This window comes from Yoonia sp. 208BN28-4, from assembly GCF_037543925.1.
Taxonomy (GTDB): domain Bacteria; phylum Pseudomonadota; class Alphaproteobacteria; order Rhodobacterales; family Rhodobacteraceae; genus Yoonia.
Genome location: NZ_JBBIFY010000003.1, coordinates 162,359 through 178,622, shown reverse-complemented (window position 1 = coordinate 178,622; position 16,264 = coordinate 162,359). Strand labels below are relative to the sequence as shown.

General features: G+C 59.2%; 17 protein-coding genes. 9 read left to right on the top strand and 8 right to left on the bottom strand.

Annotation, left to right across the window (positions count from 1 at the left end; translation table 11 throughout):
- Positions 1–15 precede the first annotated feature (15 nt).
- A complete protein-coding gene (locus V8J84_RS11060; RefSeq protein WP_339931060.1) occupies positions 16–2,163 on the bottom strand; it encodes a malate synthase G in 2,148 nt (715 codons plus the stop codon).
- A 101-nt stretch (positions 2,164–2,264) separates the two neighbouring features.
- Positions 2,265–2,408: a DUF2256 domain-containing protein gene (locus tag V8J84_RS11055; RefSeq protein WP_339932042.1), complete on the bottom strand. Its 144-nt coding sequence runs from the start codon at positions 2,406–2,408 to the stop codon at positions 2,265–2,267.
- Positions 2,409–2,536: 128 nt separating this feature from the next.
- Here V8J84_RS11055 and pepN point away from each other — a divergent pair, with 128 nt between their 5' ends.
- Positions 2,537–5,092: an aminopeptidase N gene (gene pepN, locus V8J84_RS11050; RefSeq protein ID WP_339931058.1), complete on the top strand. Its 2,556-nt coding sequence runs from the start codon at positions 2,537–2,539 to the stop codon at positions 5,090–5,092.
- Here the strand turns inward: pepN and V8J84_RS11045 are convergent.
- Together V8J84_RS11045 and V8J84_RS11040 are read right to left on the bottom strand one after the other, a co-directional pair.
- Entirely contained in the window at positions 5,089–5,853 is a 765-nt protein-coding gene (locus V8J84_RS11045) for a transglycosylase SLT domain-containing protein (protein ID WP_339931056.1), read from the bottom strand. The genes pepN and V8J84_RS11045 overlap by 4 nt on opposite strands.
- 169 nt (positions 5,854–6,022) lie before the next feature.
- The gene (locus V8J84_RS11040) at positions 6,023–6,583 is read right to left on the bottom strand and encodes a type 1 glutamine amidotransferase domain-containing protein (protein ID WP_339931054.1); all 561 of its coding nucleotides are present in this window, start codon (positions 6,581–6,583) and stop codon (positions 6,023–6,025) included.
- Between the two features lie 112 nt (positions 6,584–6,695).
- On the opposite strand from V8J84_RS11040, the gene gatB reads away from it, so the two are divergent.
- The 4 genes from gatB (at position 6,696) to V8J84_RS11020 (ending at position 9,962) form a co-directional block, all read left to right on the top strand.
- Complete coding sequence (gene gatB, locus V8J84_RS11035) at positions 6,696–8,210, top strand: Asp-tRNA(Asn)/Glu-tRNA(Gln) amidotransferase subunit GatB (RefSeq protein WP_339931052.1); 1,515 nt, start codon at positions 6,696–6,698, stop codon at positions 8,208–8,210.
- Between the two features lie 88 nt (positions 8,211–8,298).
- Positions 8,299–8,694, top strand: coding sequence for a DUF4177 domain-containing protein (locus V8J84_RS11030; RefSeq protein WP_339931050.1), 396 nt, complete (start codon positions 8,299–8,301; stop codon positions 8,692–8,694).
- Between the two features lie 189 nt (positions 8,695–8,883).
- Positions 8,884–9,366: a twin-arginine translocation pathway signal gene (locus V8J84_RS11025; RefSeq protein WP_339931048.1), complete on the top strand. Its 483-nt coding sequence runs from the start codon at positions 8,884–8,886 to the stop codon at positions 9,364–9,366.
- Positions 9,367–9,410: 44 nt separating this feature from the next.
- The gene (locus V8J84_RS11020; RefSeq protein ID WP_339931045.1) at positions 9,411–9,962 is read left to right on the top strand and encodes a ferric reductase-like transmembrane domain-containing protein; all 552 of its coding nucleotides are present in this window, start codon (positions 9,411–9,413) and stop codon (positions 9,960–9,962) included.
- A 3-nt stretch (positions 9,963–9,965) separates the two neighbouring features.
- Here V8J84_RS11020 and V8J84_RS11015 read toward each other — a convergent pair whose 3' ends face one another.
- Positions 9,966–10,220, bottom strand: a complete 255-nt coding sequence (locus V8J84_RS11015; RefSeq protein WP_339931043.1) for a BolA family protein — start codon at positions 10,218–10,220, stop codon at positions 9,966–9,968.
- A gap of 76 nt (positions 10,221–10,296) precedes the next feature.
- On the opposite strand from V8J84_RS11015, the gene V8J84_RS11010 reads away from it, so the two are divergent.
- Entirely contained in the window at positions 10,297–10,935 is a 639-nt protein-coding gene (locus tag V8J84_RS11010) for a J domain-containing protein (RefSeq protein ID WP_339931040.1), read from the top strand.
- Here V8J84_RS11010 and V8J84_RS11005 read toward each other — a convergent pair.
- The 3 genes from V8J84_RS11005 to V8J84_RS10995 all read right to left on the bottom strand — a co-directional run bounded on the left by V8J84_RS11005 (position 10,932) and on the right by V8J84_RS10995 (position 12,769).
- Complete coding sequence (locus V8J84_RS11005) at positions 10,932–11,435, bottom strand: hypothetical protein (RefSeq protein WP_339931038.1); 504 nt, start codon at positions 11,433–11,435, stop codon at positions 10,932–10,934. The two genes, V8J84_RS11010 and V8J84_RS11005, sit on opposite strands and share 4 nt — an antisense overlap.
- Before the next feature lie 106 nt (positions 11,436–11,541).
- Positions 11,542–12,231: an anti-sigma factor gene (locus V8J84_RS11000; RefSeq protein WP_339931036.1), complete on the bottom strand. Its 690-nt coding sequence runs from the start codon at positions 12,229–12,231 to the stop codon at positions 11,542–11,544.
- Positions 12,224–12,769 carry a sigma-70 family RNA polymerase sigma factor gene (locus tag V8J84_RS10995; RefSeq protein WP_339931034.1) on the bottom strand — a complete coding sequence of 182 codons (546 nt, stop codon included), beginning with the start codon at positions 12,767–12,769 and terminating at the stop codon, positions 12,224–12,226. The genes V8J84_RS11000 and V8J84_RS10995 overlap by 8 nt, the downstream gene beginning before the upstream one ends.
- A 175-nt stretch (positions 12,770–12,944) precedes the next feature.
- On the opposite strand from V8J84_RS10995, the gene cobS reads away from it, so the two are divergent.
- The 3 genes from cobS to cobT are packed head-to-tail and all read left to right on the top strand — an operon-like array spanning position 12,945 to position 16,251.
- Complete coding sequence (gene cobS, locus V8J84_RS10990) at positions 12,945–13,931, top strand: cobaltochelatase subunit CobS (protein WP_339931032.1); 987 nt, start codon at positions 12,945–12,947, stop codon at positions 13,929–13,931.
- A 38-nt stretch (positions 13,932–13,969) separates the two neighbouring features.
- Entirely contained in the window at positions 13,970–14,377 is a 408-nt protein-coding gene (locus tag V8J84_RS10985; RefSeq protein WP_339931030.1) for a hypothetical protein, read from the top strand.
- Entirely contained in the window at positions 14,374–16,251 is a 1,878-nt protein-coding gene (cobT, locus tag V8J84_RS10980) for a cobaltochelatase subunit CobT (protein ID WP_339931028.1), read from the top strand. The genes V8J84_RS10985 and cobT overlap by 4 nt, the downstream gene beginning before the upstream one ends.
- Positions 16,252–16,264 lie beyond the last annotated feature (13 nt).

Here is a 16,264-nt window from a genome sequence, read left to right as displayed (position 1 = left end):
TATTATCCTCTAAATTCAGTGATTGCGCTGCGATTTCAGCTCAAGACGGCGGCGGTGCAATACAGGCTCTGTATAGCCTGACGGCTGTTCGCGCCCCTTGAACACCAGATCGCAGGCTGCCTGAAACGCGATGCCGTCGTAATCGGGTGCCATCGGGCGATAGGCCGGATCATCGGCGTTTTGCTCGTCCACGACCTTGGCCATTTTCTGCATCGCGGCCATGACGTCTGCCTCGGAGGTGACATCGTGGTGCAGCCAGTTGGCCAGCGCCTGCGCGGAAATCCGGCAAGTCGCGCGGTCTTCCATCAGGCCCACATTGTTAATGTCAGGCACCTTGGAACAGCCCACGCCCTGATCAATCCAGCGCACGACATAACCCAGAATACCCTGCGCGTTGTTCTCAACTTCGCGCGCAACTTGCTCTTTGCTCCACGCACGGAACGCGGCCAGCGGAATATCCAGAATTGCGCTCACATGTGCGCGGCGTCCGCCTTTCAGCAGCTTTTCCTGCACCGCCATCACATCAACCTTGTGGTAGTGCAGCGCGTGCAATGTCGCGGCAGTCGGGCTTGGCACCCATGCGCAGTTCGCGCCCGATTTGGGATGTTCGATCTTTTGCTCGATCATCGCGGCCATCATATCGGGCATGGCCCACATGCCCTTACCGATCTGTGCCTTCCCAGAAAAGCCGCAGGCCAGACCCACGTCAACGTTCTGGTTCTCGTAGGCGGAAATCCAGCCCTTGCGCTTGATAAAGTCTTTGCGGCTGAACGGCCCCGCCTCCATCGACGTGTGGATTTCGTCGCCGGTGCGGTCAAGAAAACCGGTATTGATGAACGCCACGCGGGATTTGGCCGCGCGGATACATTCCATCAGGTTCACCGTCGTGCGGCGCTCTTCATCCATGATGCCGATCTTGACCGTGTTAGCGGGCAGACCCAGCGTCTTTTCCACGTGATTGAAAATCTCGGTGGTAAAAGCCACTTCTTCGGGTCCGTGCATCTTGGGCTTCACCACGTAGACAGAGCCAAGCGCGGAGTTGCCGCCGTCGCGCTTCAGGTCATGCATCGCGACCAGCGTAGTGATCATGGCGTCCATCAGCCCTTCGAACACCTCGTTGCCGTCGCGGTCGTGGATCGCGGGGTTGGTCATCAGGTGGCCCACGTTGCGGATCCACAAAAGCGCGCGGCCCTTCAGCACCAGATCGCTGCCGTCAGGCGCGGTGTAGGTGACGTCATCGGCCAGACGGCGTGTCATCGTCTTGCCGTTCTTGGACAAATCGGCGGTCAGGTTCCCCTGCATCAGACCCAGCCAGTTGCCGTAGGCCAGAACTTTATCCTCTGCGTCCACGCAGGCGACGGAATCCTCGCAGTCCATGATCGCGGACACAGCACTTTCCAGACGCACGTCAGCCAGCAGCGCCTGATCGCGGCCACCGATGGGATGCGCGCGGTCAAACACCAGTTCGACGTGCAGCCCGTTATTGCGCAGCAGAACAGCATCGGGTGCTTTGGGATTGCCGCGATAGCCGACAAATTTCTCGGGCTGCGCCAAGGGCTGATCATCCACCAGCAACGCGCCATCCGACACGACATAGCGGGTCACATCAGCGTGGCTCTTGCCCACAATCGGGAACGCCTCGTCCAGAAACACGCGGGAGCGTGCGACAACACGGGCGCCATGGCCACGGTCATAACCGCCAGCAGGCGGGCGCGTGCCCATCGCATCGGTGCCATAAAACGCATCATAAAGGCTACCCCAACGGGCATTCGCCGCGTTCAGTGCAAAACGGGCATTGGTGATTGGCACCACAAGCTGCGGGCCGGGCACTGTGGCAATCTCGGGGTCCACGTTTGTTGTTTCAATCGTGAAGGCCTCGCCCTCTGGGATCAGATAGCCGATCTCCTGCAAGAACGCCTCGTAGGCATTGCGGTCATGGGGCGCGTCGCGGTTGTCGATGTGCCACTGATCGATCTTGGCCTGAATCTCTTCGCGCTTTTCCAACAGCGCACGGTTGCGCGGCCCGAAATCATGCACCAGCGCCGAAAATCCGGCCCAGAAATCTTCCGCATCCACAACCGTGCCGGGCAAAGCCTGCTTGGTAATGAATTCGGACAGGACGGCGTCCACTTGCATTCCGTTATGCTCGATCCGGTCGGTCATTTTCTACGCTCCCTTTGGTATTGATGGCGCCCTGAAAACGCCAAGAGATGTGTTAGTTCATCGCCCTATCAGGGGCAAGTTGCAGTTTACGATAGGAAACTTTAGCGCGCCGCGTCCTTGCTGCGGCGGCATCGTTCCGAACAGTAAATCACGTTTTCCCACACCTTTTCCCATTTTTTGCGCCAGACAAACGGCTTGCCGCAGACTGGACAGGTCTTTTGCGGCAGGTCGGATTTCTTGCGCATCTTTGGCATGTCGGGTCCTTGGCTGTGTCTGGCCACCTAAAACGGTGCGGTGAGCTTTCAATGACGCGATCTGGCCGCGCCGCCTGCCTTGTGTCATGCAGGTTGAAATTGCCATGACAGGATGCCCGATGAAAGACGCAAGCCCGCAAACGATCTATCTGGCCGACTACCAACCGCCGGCATTTCTCATTGATGGTGTCCATCTGACATTCCGCCTGTCGCCCAAGGCCACGCGCGTGATCAGCCGCATCCGTTTTCGCCCGAACCCTGACGCAACCGACACGACATTCACCTTGCACGGACAGGACCTGAAATTGGTGAACGCGCAGATCGACGGGGCAGACGTGTCGCCGACGCTCACAGATAACGGTCTGACCTGTGATGTTCCCGACGCACCCTTTGTGTGGGACGCAGAAGTCGAGATTGCGCCAGACGGCAACACAGCGCTCGAAGGGCTTTATATGTCAGGAGGCATGTATTGCACCCAATGCGAGGCTGAGGGCTTTCGCAAGATCACATACTACCCCGACCGTCCCGATGTGATGGCCGTGTTCACCGTGCGCATCGAAAGCGACATGCCCGTCATGCTGTCCAACGGCAATCCTGTGGGCAGCGGCGCGGGTTGGGCGGAATGGCACGATTCGTGGCCAAAACCGGCCTATCTGTTTGCATTGGTTGCAGGCGATCTGGTCGCGACATCCGGCAGTTTTACCACGATGAACGGCGATGACGTCGCGCTGAACATCTATGTCCGCCCCAGACCGGACGAGGCCAAGTGCGACTTTGCGCTTGATGCGCTGATCCGGTCGATGAAGTGGGATGAAAAGGTCTATGGCCGTGCCTACGACTTGGACATTTTCAACATCGTGGCTGTCGATGACTTCAATATGGGCGCGATGGAGAACAAGGGATTGAATATATTCAACTCCAGCTGTGTTCTCGCCTCTCCTACCACCTCGACCGACGCCGACTACGAACGGATCGAGGCGATCATCGCGCACGAGTATTTTCACAACTGGACTGGCAACCGTGTGACTTGCCGCGACTGGTTCCAGCTGTGCCTGAAAGAAGGGCTGACCGTGTATCGCGACCAGCAATTCACGGCAGACATGCGCTCTGCCCCTGTCAAACGCATCGACGACGCGCTTGACCTGCGTGCCTACCAGTTCCGCGAGGATGCAGGGCCGCTGGCCCACCCCGTTCGCCCCGCCAGCTTTGTCGAGATCAACAACTTCTACACCGCCACCGTTTATGAAAAAGGCGCGGAATTGATCGGGATGCTCAAGCTTCTGGTCGGGGATGACCCCTATGCCAAGGCGGTCACGCTTTATTTCGACCGTCACGACGGGCAAGCTGCCACGATCGAGGACTGGCTTGCAGCCTTTGCCGACACCACGGGCCGCGATCTGACGCAATTTGCCCTGTGGTATGCCCAGGCCGGCACGCCGGAAATCACTGTCACCGACCAATTCGACAACGGCACATATACGCTCACCCTCCGCCAAAGCCTGCGCGACACCGATGACATGGCCGACAAGCAGCCCATGCACATCCCCGTCGCCGCCGGATTGCTGGCCTCCAGCGGCGCAGAAGTTGTGCCAACAACGGTGCTCGAACTGACCGAAGTCGAACAATCGTTTACCTTCGACAATCTGACCGAAAAGCCGATCCCCAGTCTTCTGCGCGGCTTTTCGGCTCCGGTCATCATCAAGCGCCAGCAAACTGCGGATGAACGGCTGTTTCTGCTGGCCCACGATACCGATCCCTTCAACAAGTGGGAGGCCGGACGCCAGTTTGCCAGCGACATGCTGGTCGGCATGGTGCGGGATGATGCGGCGCCGGATGCGCGCTATCTGACGGCCCTGACCGGGCTGATCACGGACAAGGCGCTTGATCCGGCCTATCGCGCGTTGATGCTGGCCCTGCCCAGCCAAGACGACACCGCCCGCGCGCTGGCGGACGCGGGCCATGCCCCCGAACCGCAGAAAATCTATCTGGTCCACGAAAGCCTGCGTTACGCGATGGCCGAACATATGCAGGATCGCCTGCCCCAGATTTATGCCGCGATGCATGTCGCGGGGCCGTATAGCCCTGACGCGAAAGATGCCGGCCAGCGGTCGCTCGGCAACGCGATGCTGGGTCTGATGACGCGGCTGGATGGTGGCAAACAGGCCAGCGCCCAATTCGCACAAGCCGATAACATGACCCAGCAAATGTCAGCCCTGCGTGCTTTGGTGGCCCAAGGGCACGGCGCAGACGCGCTGGCCGCATTCCGCACGCAATGGGCGCAGGACCGTCTGGTGATGGATAAATGGTTTGGGCTACAAGCGGTACTCGCATCGCCTGAGCATGCCGTTGCGACTGTAAACATGTTGACGCAAGACGCTGACTTTAATTGGAAAAACCCAAACCGTTTCCGCGCTGTACTTGGGGGATTTGCCGCCAATGCCGCCGGTTTCCATGCCGCTGACGGGAGCGGCTATGCGTTGCTGGCCGATTGGCTGATCCGGCTTGATCCGGTTAATCCGCAAACCACGGCCCGCATGGCAAAAGCGTTCGAGACATGGCCGCGTTACGCGCCGGATCGTCAGGCCAAGATGAAAGCTGCCCTGCAACGCATTGCCCATACGCCTGAGTTGTCGCGTGACACTGCTGAAATGGTGGCGCGGATGCTGAAGGGCTAGTCGTTCAACGCAACGGTGCGTGTCGAAACGGTTGCGCTTAATCCGGCAGGTCGGGCTTGCGGACGGATGTTATCACGCGCCACGCAATAGCTTTGCTGGCGTGTCCAATTCGCCATTTCGGGGATTTTGTTGCGGTTCGACATGGGCCCCCAATCGGCGGCCACACCGCGCCAGCGGCGGTCAAACACGGCGATTGCATTGTCGCGAGCGACGGTCACATTCATGATACGGGCCGCGCAGCTAAGGTTTTCAACCGGATTTTTCAGCGCATCACCGGTGCGGGCGCGGCAGCCATAGCGTCGGGCGGTATCCGGATAGATTTGCAGCAGCCCAAACCACAGGTTCCCGCCACCCACGGCACGCGGATTATAGGTGCTTTCATGCTTGGCCAATGCCGACATCATGCCAACCCAAAATGCACGGCGCAGATGGGGCGGGTTATCTTGATAAGACGGGCACCAGCGGTCGATATCGCGTGGCACGAGCGAATCAAGCCCGTCGCCATGGCCGCCGATCGCCGACATCGCGGCACGGGTCCAGACAGCAGAGTTTGGCTGAAAGGCCCAGCGCGTGCGCGGCAAAAATGCCTGACGTGCCTGCGGGCGCACCGCTGGTTCCGACGTTTCAATGGCAACCGGATACCGGATCATGTGGGCGGGACGTGCGACAGCACGAAATGCTGCAAGGCGTGCGGCCTCGGCTTCGATCCGCAGCGTGGCGGCGTCTTCTCGGGCAAATGGACGGATCAGTGGCTCGGCCATGACAGACCCCGCCAAAATTACCGCACAAATCCCCCCCAGGATTGATCGCGCAAACATCATGGCGCGCAATGTGCCGCGCAACCTTATGCGATTGCAAGAAAAACGATTGGGGTCGGCAAAACGCGGCCCACGCGATGGGGCCGCGTTTCAGTCATTTGAGTGCGAGACGCTAAGCCGCCGCGCGGGGGTGTTCGCCCTCTTCCACCTCTTCCACAATTTTGGCCACGAAGGCTGGCAGATCGTCGGGGTTTCGGCTGGTGATGATGCCGTTCGAGATGGCAACCTCTTGATCGACCCAGTTTGCACCCGCGTTCACCAGATCGGTTTTGATAGACGGATAGGATGTCATTTCGCGATCCTTGACCACATCTGCCTCAACCAGCAACCACGGCGCGTGGCAGATAGCGGCGATGATCTTGCCCTCTTTTACGAACGATTTGATGACACTGATCGCGTCCTCGTTCAGCCGCAGCACATCAGGATTGATCTGCCCACCCGGCAGCACCAGCGCATCGTAATCCGCCACGTTCACGTCGCTGATCTTCAGATCGGCAGGCACCTTGTCGCCCCAGTTGTCTTTATCCCAGCCTGTAATCTCCTCGCCATCCGGGGTGGCGACGTGGATATTAGCACCCTGTTCGGTCAGGGAATCGCGGGGGGTGCACAGTTCGGATTGTTCAAATCCGTCGGTGGACAGGATCAGAATATTGGCGTCGGTGATCTTTGGCATGGTCGTTTCCTCTCGTCATATGCGTTTCAGCGCTACAACGTCCCATCCGCCCACTTGTTCCCCTGCACGGCCTGACTTAGAACGCGATGCATAACGCAAAGCGAGGCGCGACATGCTTGATCTGACCTATGACACCCCTGCCCCCAAAGTCATTGCTGGCGCACAGCACGACTGGGAACTTGTGATCGGGCTTGAGGTCCACGCACAGGTCGCAACTGCCGCCAAGCTGTTTTCGGGCGCATCCACGCTTTTTGGCGCGGAGCCGAACAGCAACGTGGCATTCGTGGACGCAGGCATGCCGGGCATGTTGCCGGTGATCAACGAAGGTTGCGTGGAGCAGGCCGTGCGCACGGGGCTTGGCCTGAAGGCCGAGATCAACCTCTTCAGTGCCTTTGATCGCAAGAACTATTTCTACCCCGACCTGCCGCAGGGCTACCAGATTTCGCAGCTGTATCACCCGATTGTAGGTGAAGGCGAAGTGCTGGTGGAAATGGGTGACGGCACCGCGCGTAACGTGCGGATTGAACGCATCCACCTTGAACAGGACGCCGGTAAATCCGTGCACGACATGGACCCCAACATGTCCTTCGTTGACCTGAACCGCACCGGCGTTGCCCTGATGGAGATCGTATCTCGCCCCGACATTCGCGGCCCCGAAGAGGCTGCGGCCTATGTCGGCAAGCTGCGCCAGATCCTGCGCTATCTGGGCACCTGCGATGGCAACATGCAAAACGGCAATCTGCGTGCAGACGTAAACGTGTCGATCTGCAAGCCCGGTGCCTATGAGAAGTATCAGGAAACGCAGGATTTCAGCCACCTTGGCACCCGCTGCGAAATCAAGAACATGAACTCCATGCGCTTTATACAGATGGCCATCGACGTTGAGGCCCGCCGCCAGATCGCACTGGTCGAGGACGGCAAAGAAGTCGTGCAGGAAACCCGCCTCTATGATCCCGACAAGAACGAGACACGCTCCATGCGGTCCAAGGAGGAAGCGCACGACTATCGCTACTTCCCCGACCCCGATCTGCTGCCGTTAGAGATTGAGCAGGCCTGGGTGGATAACATCGCCGCAACACTGCCCGAACTGCCTGACGCCAAGAAAGCACGCTTCATCGCGGACTTCGGTCTGTCGGACTACGACGCCAGCGTGCTGACGGCCGAGGCTGAAAACGCGGCCTATTTCGAACAGGTCGCTGACGGTCAGGACGGCAAGCTGTCCGCCAACTGGGTGATTAACGAATTGTTCGGACGTCTCAAGAAAGACGGCGACAAGGGCGTCACCGAAAGCCCGATTTCCGCCGCGCGGTTGGGCCAGATCGTGGGCCTGATCAAATCCGGCGACATTTCCGGCAAGATCGCCAAGGATGTCTTTGATATCGCCTACACGCAAGACCGCGACCCGACCGAGATTGTCGAGACCGAAGGCATGAAGCAGGTGACGGATACAGGCGCGATCGAAACCGCCGTGGACGAGATTATCGCCGCCAACCCTGCGCAGGTCGAAAAGGCCAAGCAGAACCCCAAGCTGGCAGGCTGGTTTGTAGGTCAGGTGATGAAGGCCACGGGCGGCAAGGCAAATCCAGCGGCCGTGAACCAAATCGTCAGTGCCAAGTTGGGCCTTTAACGCGGCAAAGCGCCGATGACATGACGCAAGCTTGGCGGATGTGCCGCCACTTGCTATAGACGTCTTTGTCGCAAGAAGGATGAAGCACATGAGCTACGAATACGCAGTTGTTCCGGCCCCCAAGAAGGGCACCAAAGCCCGTGGCGTGAAAACAACCGAAGACCGCTTTGCCTTTGCGATCCAGACGATCATGAACGAATACGGTGCCGCGGGTTGGGAATACCTGCGCACAGATACGCTTCCTTGCGAGGAACGTCAGGGCCTGACGGGCCGGACGACGGTGTTCCAGAACATGCTGGTGTTTCGCAAGCCGCTTGCGACTGGCGCCGCGCAGACACCAGAGGTAGACACCTCCCGCCCTGTTGAAGCGCCGGAAGTGTTTCCCGCCACGGCAGTGCCTGCGCCTCCGCCAACGCCCATGTTGGAGAACAAGCCGCTTGATACGGACCCTGACCGGCCCGAACCGCGCGTCGCCGCAGAATAATTCAGACGGGACATGTGAACCCGCTGGGCTCTCCCACGAAAGCCGCGACTGCATTGCCGGTTCAATGCCTCACACTCATGTGACGGCGCGCCCTACTGACAGGGCCGTTGATTGCGCTATTTTAACGACAAGACCGCTCCATCAACACCGCCGATCCGGCATCACATTGCAGCAAAAAGGACCGCTCCCATGAAGACTGACCTGATCACGCGCCGCACTCTGATTGCCACCGGTAGCGCCACTGCTTTGTTCCACGCGGCAGCCGTCCCCGCTCTTGCCCAAACCGTCGCTCCGACACCGACGATGCGCGGCGGGTCGAACAACTACCGTCCCGGCGCACCGATAGTCGAACGGATTGGCGGCGGCGGTTTTTGGATGTCAGGCACCGTGCGGCGGGCGGGTGACGGCGCACCCTTGGCAGGCCAGCGCGTGCAAATCTGGGCGCATACCGTCGAAGGTCACGAACGCGATCCACAAAGCCATGGCGCGACGCTGACAGATGAAAACGGTGTATTCCGGCTTGAGATGCCGCAGATCGTGCCTGCGTTTGGCCAGCCTCATGGCCATTTGGCTGTAGATGACGCAGGCTTTGAAACGGTTTTCCTGCGTCCGATCATGCCCAACGTGTCTGATACCGCGTTGGAAGCACACTTTGTGTTGCAACCAACCTGATCACCCTGATGCGACAGGCACTCTTTTGGCTTGCCTTAACGGTCGTGATCCTACTTCCGCTTGTTTTGGCAGCAGCCAGCCCGCAGTTAGCGTGGCGCGAGCCGATCTATATTTTCGCAGGTTTCTCGGGGATCATCGCGATGGGCGTCATGCTCATCCAGCCGCTTTTGGCGACAGCAGCACTGCCCGCGATCGCAATGGCGCGGTCTCGTCGCCTGCATCGCCTCTGCGGCCTCATTCTGGTGATTGCCGTCTTGGCGCATGTGGCGGGGCTCTGGCTGACCAGTCCGCCTGATGTGATTGACGCGCTTACCTTCACTTCGCCAGCGCTGTTCTCGGTCTGGGGCGTTATCGCGATGTGGGCCGTCTTTGCAGCGGCAGGCCTTGTGGCGATTCGGCGTATTTGGCGCTTGCGGTGGCGCACATGGCGGTTGGGACATATCGCCTTGGTCAGCATCGCCGTGGTGGGCAGCGTTGCTCACGTCGTGCCCATCCAAGGTACAATGGAGTTTTATTCAAAGCTCGCCCTATGCGCCGCCCTGATTGCAGCGACCGGCTATGCTGCAGGCAAAGCCGTCATTGGCCAGCGCCGATAAACACTACTGAATATCAATCGCCAACGCATGCAACCGGGCGATGATGTCCGGGCCGATGGCGCTATGCACGGCGCGGTGGCGTGCAAGGCGTGACATATTGTCCAGCGCAGGCGCACGGATCACAACGCGCCAATGGCTTTCCCCGCTCCCGTCGTCGCCTGCATGACCTGCGTGCATGTGGCTTTCGTTAATCACCTGCAAAGATTCTGGCGCAAGGTTTGCAGTGATCGCGTCATTTATCTCGGTTTCAAGTCCCATTATTTTTGCTCTGCCCCCTTCAATCCTGCGGCCTATAGTTTATTGTCGCACGGCCCACGTAGAAAGGTAAGCGCACATGGATAAGAAAGACCCCTTCGGATTCGATATGTCCGTTTCCAGTGCAAAGAAGAAAAATCCGCGCGGTCGGCGCGGGATGTCCGGCGCGTCCGAGACATCAACGCGTGTCTGCGATCACGAAGGCTGCGAAGAGGCGGGAAAGTTTCGTGCGCCCAAATCACCCGAGCAGATGGATGACTATCTGTGGTTTTGCCAGCAGCACGCGCGCGAATACAATCTGAAGTGGAATTTCTTTGATGGAACATCAGAGGCCGAACTGATGGCCCAGATGGATCAGGACCGTGTGTGGGAACGCCCCACCAAACCCTTTAAGCGGTCCGAAGAACAGCGTGCCTGGGCGCGTCTGGGCGTTGACGACCCGCATCAGGTCCTTGGGGCGAACGCGACGCAGAATCCTGGCCGGAACAAGGGCGGCAGCACGCGCCGCCTGCCACCGACCGAGCGCCGCGCGATCGAGATTCTCGACGCCAAAGACAGCATGTCCAAGCCGCAAATTCGCAAGCAATACAAGGCGTTGATCAAGGTTCTTCACCCTGACATGAACGGCGGCGACCGCTCACAAGAAGAGCAGTTGAACGAGGTAGTTTGGGCGTGGGATCAGGTGAAGGCCAGCAAGCACTTCCGCGAAAAGGACTAGGCGACAGCGCGGCGACGGGCCCTTTTGGGAACAAAGATCGTCTCGCGCTCACGCCGGTATACCGCGACCAGAAGATGCGCGCCTAAAAGCATGGCAGCCCAGATCAGGGCCAGCATCGGTGAGGCGACCATTGTGACAATCAGCGAGAACGGACCAAACATCGTGCCGTAGAATGGCAAGGCCAGCGTGCCTGCGATGATTGATGACAGAAAGCTGGTGACGATGATGCCAACGCAGGCCTTCATCACACCTGCCCCGCCCGGATGGCCGAACCAGTTGCGGGCAAGAAACGCACCCGCAGGCGCGCCCAATGCACCGGAACAGATGATCCAGTAGTCATAGGTTGTCAGCGGACGCACGATCTGGGACTGGCCACCCAATTGGTTGACCACGATAAACGCCACGATCGCGCCGAAAAACGCAATGCCGCACAGCGCAAAGACAATGCTCCGCTCGCCTTCGGTCAGGTACAACCGCCAATTGATCCGTTTTGCCGCCATGACAGCTCCGATTCGTCACTTGGCCCCATATGGGGTGACAAATGTGCCAAAATCTTGGCCAAGCCCGACCGGACCTAACGGAAAGCAAAAAATGGCTGATTGCGGCTTAAAGCGCGATCAGGGGACCGACAGCCAGAACTGCACCGGTTGGCGCACCTGTAGGTGATCCGCCTTCGGGTTCATCACTGATGGCCAGCACACCGTCTTGCAAGGCTGCCACGACGTCCGCATCAAGCTGGATATCGGCGGTTTGCGTCTCGGGAATGACACCCAAAGAAACAGGCGCATTGCCACCCGAGATAAGCCACAGTTCCAGATCACGGCCATCGGCGGCGGCGCCCGCATCGCGGGTCAGGCTCAACGTGTCGGTGCTGTCGTCAAAGCTGGCCTGTATGATCAGGCTGCTATCCTCGGCTGCGATCTGGGCCGTGTAGGTCGATGTTTCACCACCCATCATGCCGGACAGATCGACCAGCCATAAAACAGCAAGCGCTGCCAGCAAACCACCACCCAAGGCAGAGGGCAGACCAAAGCGCGAAAACCATGACGCGCGCGGCGCAGCCGGACCGAACGCCACATCGGAAATGCCTGTCCAGACGTGCGCGGGTGGCGCCTCATGCGGGATATCGTTCGTCAGCGCAGCATAATTTTCGGCCCAAAACGCATATTCGGCCCGCGCGTCGGGGTCGCGTGACATCAGTGCTTCAAATGCCCGCGCCTCATCCTCTGGCAAAAGGCCCAGCGTGTATTCCGCAGCCAGCGGCGCGGTCTCGGATGTTGCGGTTTCATCAGTCATGCGACAGACAGTCTTTCAGTTTGATCAGGCTCCGGCGGAGCCATGTGCGAATTGTATTGAGCGGCTGATCATAGCGTTCAGCCAGTTCCTTGTAGGTTTCACCTTCCAGATAGGCGCGGCGCACCGCATCGGATTTCTGGTCATCCAGTTGTCCCATGCAATCCACGATCCGCGCCCTGTCGGACGACGCCATCGCTAAGGCTTCCGGCCCCGGTGCGCTGCTTTCGATCTCGGCTGCTTCGTCCATGCCGCCGCCCTGCACTTTGCGGGCGCGCAGTTTGTCGATGCACAGATTGCGCGTGATCGTAATCAGCCAGGTCATCGGACTTAGCCCGTTCACCTGATAGCGGTCGGCGTTGCGCCAAATCTTTAAATAGGCCTCCTGAATGGCATCCTCGGCTTCTGCGCGATTACTCAACACACGCAAGGCCACACCAAAGAGTTTCGCGGATGTCGCCGAATAAAGGTCTGAAAACGCCTGTCGGTCGCCAAGCGCCATGCGACCGATCATGTTTTCAACGTCCTGTGGAGTCGTCATGGACTGCTTGCCTCGTTGTTTCCTCCACCATTAACCATTGTGCAGGAATTTCAACCGTTACATGCGCGCAAGCCGATTTTGACATCTGGCACTAAGGCCTTTCCCTTGCAGTAACCCGCTTTATGTTGCATCCCGACACAGGACGTAAGACGGCTAGCAAAAAGGCACGAAACACATGGCGGACGGCACACACAACGCGGATGCAAAACCAACCGAAGAGATTTCGGTCCGCGAGGTATTTGGCATCGACAGCGACATGAAGGTTAAAGGCTTTGCCGATAAGACCGACCGCGTGCCTGAAATTGACAGCACCTACAAATTTGATCCCGATACGACTTTGGCGATCCTTGCTGGCTTTGGCTATAACCGCCGTGTGATGATCCAGGGTTATCACGGCACGGGTAAATCCACCCACATCGAACAGGTTGCCGCCCGTCTGAACTGGCCCGCCGTGCGCGTGAACCTTGATAGCCACATCTCCCGTATCGATCTGATCGGTAAAGACGCGATCAAGCTGCGTGACGGCGTACAGGTCACTGAATTCCACGAAGGCATCCTGCCGTGGGCGCTGCGCAATCCTGTGGCAATCGTATTTGACGAATATGACGCTGGCCGCGCCGACGTGATGTTTGTGATCCAGCGCGTGCTGGAAACTGACGGTAAGCTGACGCTGATGGACCAGAACACGATCATCACACCGCACCCGTCATTCCGTCTGTTTGCCACGGCCAACACCGTGGGTCTTGGCGATACAACCGGCCTTTACCACGGCACCCAGCAGATCAACCAAGCGCAGATGGACCGCTGGTCGCTTGTCGCCACGCTGAACTATCTGTCACATGACGCCGAAGCCGCAATTGTTCTGTCGAAGTCGCCGCACTTCAACACCGAAAAGGGCCGCAAGACTGTCAGCCAGATGGTGACTGTCGCGGATCTGACACGCACCGCATTCATGAACGGCGATCTGTCCACTGTGATGTCGCCACGCACCGTGCTGGCTTGGGCTGAAAACACCCGCATTTTCCAAGACGTGGGTTACGCCTTCCGCCTGTCGTTCCTCAACAAATGTGACGAGCTTGAGCGCCAGACGGTTGCCGAATTCTACCAGCGTTGCTTTGACGAAGAACTGCCAGAAAGTGCCGCAAGCCTGTCGCTTGGCTAGGCGCCTGTCAAAACCGATTTGAACGAAGGGGGGACGTTATGGCCATCATCACCAACACCCAAAGGTTGCTGGCTTTTGCCGCAGCACTTTCGCTTGCCGCCTGCGCAGGTCCGTCCCGCGACGATGACACGCCGCCACCACTGCCAACAGGCGTGACGGATGCCGAAAACTTTGCCGCATGTATCGGTAAGGCGGAATTTGACGCAGCCCAGCCCTCTGCGCCCGCCCTAGACGGTGTCGTGATCGGAGAGTCAACGCCAGCGCGTTTCACAATCGCCGAGTTGAACGACAAATATGTCCGGGTCGCCGACATGGTCGCGCCCGAAATTGCCGAGCGCATGTTCGCCGCCCGCTCTGCTGCGCGTAACCCTGCGGCCACGCCTGCGTCGCGCCTGTGCTACGATGTGACCGATTACAGCTTTAGCGCCGAAGGCTTCCTGATTTGAGCAAACCATCCGACAATCCTGCCGATCCGTTCAAAAAGGCACTGGCCGAAGCGACCAAAGTGCTGGCCGACGACGCAGAGCTGTCGGTCAGCTATTCTGTCGATCCCGCGGGCCAGACATCCGAAACGATCCGCCTGCCCCAAGTGTCCCGCCGGATGACACGCGACGAGGTGTTGCTGGCCCGCGGCACCGCCGATGCCTTTGCCCTGCGCCACAAGTTTCACGACGAAGGTGTTGCCGCCCGCTACATGCCCCAAGGCCAGATGGCCCGCGATATCTATGACGCGATGGAGTCGGCACGGGTTGAGGCTGTGGGCGCGAAATACATGCCCGGCACCGCTGGCAATATCGACGCCAAGATCAGCGATGAGGCGCATCGCAAGGGTTATGACCAGATCAAATCCAGCGCCGATGCCCCGCTTGCCACCGCTGCAGGCTATCTGATCCGCCATCTGGCCACGGGCCGCAATCTGCCCAAAGGCGCGGAAAACGTGATGAGCCTGTGGCGTGGCTTTATCGAGGAACAGGCCGGCGGCACGCTGGAAAACCTGACTGACATGCTGGCTGACCAGCAGGCGTTCGCCAAATTCGCGCGGCAGGTAATCTCTGACCTGGGCTACGCAGACCAGCTTGGCGATGATCCCGACGCGCTTGACGACGATCAGGAAGACGAAGCCGAGGACGGGTCCGACGAAGATCAGGAGCAGGACAGCACCGGAAACGACGAGGACGAGGGCGAAGAGGCCGAAGGCACGCCCGAACAGACGCAGGAAGAGCAGCAGGACCAGTCTCAGGCCGAGATCAGCATGGACGAACAGGCCGATGCTGAGATGGGCGAAGAGACAGAAATGCCCGACGGGGAAGCCCCGCAAGAACCGCCCACCCCGATGCCTGTGTCTGACGCAGACCCCAATTATACGATCTTTTCGTCCGAACATGACGAAGAGATCAGCGCCGAGGATCTGGCCGAACCGATCGAACTGGAACGCTTGCGCGCCTATCTGGACCAGCAGCTTGAACCGCTCAAGGGTGCTGTGTCGCGACTGGCCAACAAGCTGCAACGCCGCTTGCAGGCGCAGCAGAACCGGTCTTGGGAGTTTGATCTTGAAGAAGGGATTCTGGATGCTGGCCGCTTGGCCCGCGTGGTGTCCAACCCCACCACCCCGCTGTCATTCAAAATGGAAAAAGACACAGAGTTTCGCGACACCTGCGTGACGCTGCTACTGGATAACTCCGGCTCCATGCGTGGTCGTCCGATTTCCATTGCCGCGATTTGCGCCGATGTGATGGCCCGCACGCTGGAACGCTGTCAGGTGAAAGTCGAAATTCTGGGCTTTACAACCAAAGCCTGGAAAGGTGGCCTTGCCCGCGAAAAATGGCTGGCCGAGGGTCGACCTGCCACGCCGGGCCGCCTGAATGATCTGCGCCACATCGTCTATAAATCGGCCGATGCCCCTTGGCGTCGCGCACGGCCCAATCTGGGTCTCATGATGAAAGAGGGTTTGCTGAAGGAAAACATCGACGGTGAGGCGCTGGAATGGGCGCACCGCCGGATGCTGGCGCGGCGCGAGCAGCGCAAGGTGCTCATGGTTATCTCTGACGGCGCGCCTGTAGACGACAGCACCCTGTCGGTGAACCCTGCGAACTATCTGGAAAAGCACCTGCGCGACGTGATCGCCATGGTCGAAAAGCGCAAAGCGGTCGAACTGGTCGCCATCGGCATCGGCCACGACGTGACCCGTTATTACGAACGCGCGGTTACAATTACCGATGCCGAACAGCTTGCCGGTGCGATGACAGAACAGCTTGCCAGCCTGTTTGACACCGATCCGCGCAAACGCGCCCGTGTCACGGGTATGCGCAAGGCTGGCTAAGGCCCCGAAACTT

Bases quoted from the DNA above. Each gene is read 5' to 3' on its own strand.
- V8J84_RS11060 (WP_339931060.1), bottom strand. From the start codon at position 2,163: ATGACCGACCGGATCGAGCATAACGGAATGCAAGTGGACGCCGTCCTG.
- V8J84_RS11010 (WP_339931040.1), top strand. From the start codon at position 10,297: ATGGATAAGAAAGACCCCTTCGGATTCGATATGTCCGTTTCCAGTGCA.
- V8J84_RS11030 (WP_339931050.1), top strand. From the start codon at position 8,299: ATGAGCTACGAATACGCAGTTGTTCCGGCCCCCAAGAAGGGCACCAAA.
- V8J84_RS11055 (WP_339932042.1), bottom strand. From the start codon at position 2,408: ATGCGCAAGAAATCCGACCTGCCGCAAAAGACCTGTCCAGTCTGCGGC.
- cobS (WP_339931032.1), top strand. From the start codon at position 12,945: ATGGCGGACGGCACACACAACGCGGATGCAAAACCAACCGAAGAGATT.
- V8J84_RS11045 (WP_339931056.1), bottom strand. From the start codon at position 5,853: ATGGCCGAGCCACTGATCCGTCCATTTGCCCGAGAAGACGCCGCCACG.
- V8J84_RS11040 (WP_339931054.1), bottom strand. From the start codon at position 6,583: ATGCCAAAGATCACCGACGCCAATATTCTGATCCTGTCCACCGACGGA.
- V8J84_RS11025 (WP_339931048.1), top strand. From the start codon at position 8,884: ATGAAGACTGACCTGATCACGCGCCGCACTCTGATTGCCACCGGTAGC.
- V8J84_RS11000 (WP_339931036.1), bottom strand. From the start codon at position 12,231: ATGACTGATGAAACCGCAACATCCGAGACCGCGCCGCTGGCTGCGGAA.
- V8J84_RS11005 (WP_339931038.1), bottom strand. From the start codon at position 11,435: ATGGCGGCAAAACGGATCAATTGGCGGTTGTACCTGACCGAAGGCGAG.
- gatB (WP_339931052.1), top strand. From the start codon at position 6,696: ATGCTTGATCTGACCTATGACACCCCTGCCCCCAAAGTCATTGCTGGC.
- V8J84_RS10995 (WP_339931034.1), bottom strand. From the start codon at position 12,769: ATGACGACTCCACAGGACGTTGAAAACATGATCGGTCGCATGGCGCTT.
- V8J84_RS10985 (WP_339931030.1), top strand. From the start codon at position 13,970: ATGGCCATCATCACCAACACCCAAAGGTTGCTGGCTTTTGCCGCAGCA.
- V8J84_RS11015 (WP_339931043.1), bottom strand. From the start codon at position 10,220: ATGGGACTTGAAACCGAGATAAATGACGCGATCACTGCAAACCTTGCG.
- pepN (WP_339931058.1), top strand. From the start codon at position 2,537: ATGAAAGACGCAAGCCCGCAAACGATCTATCTGGCCGACTACCAACCG.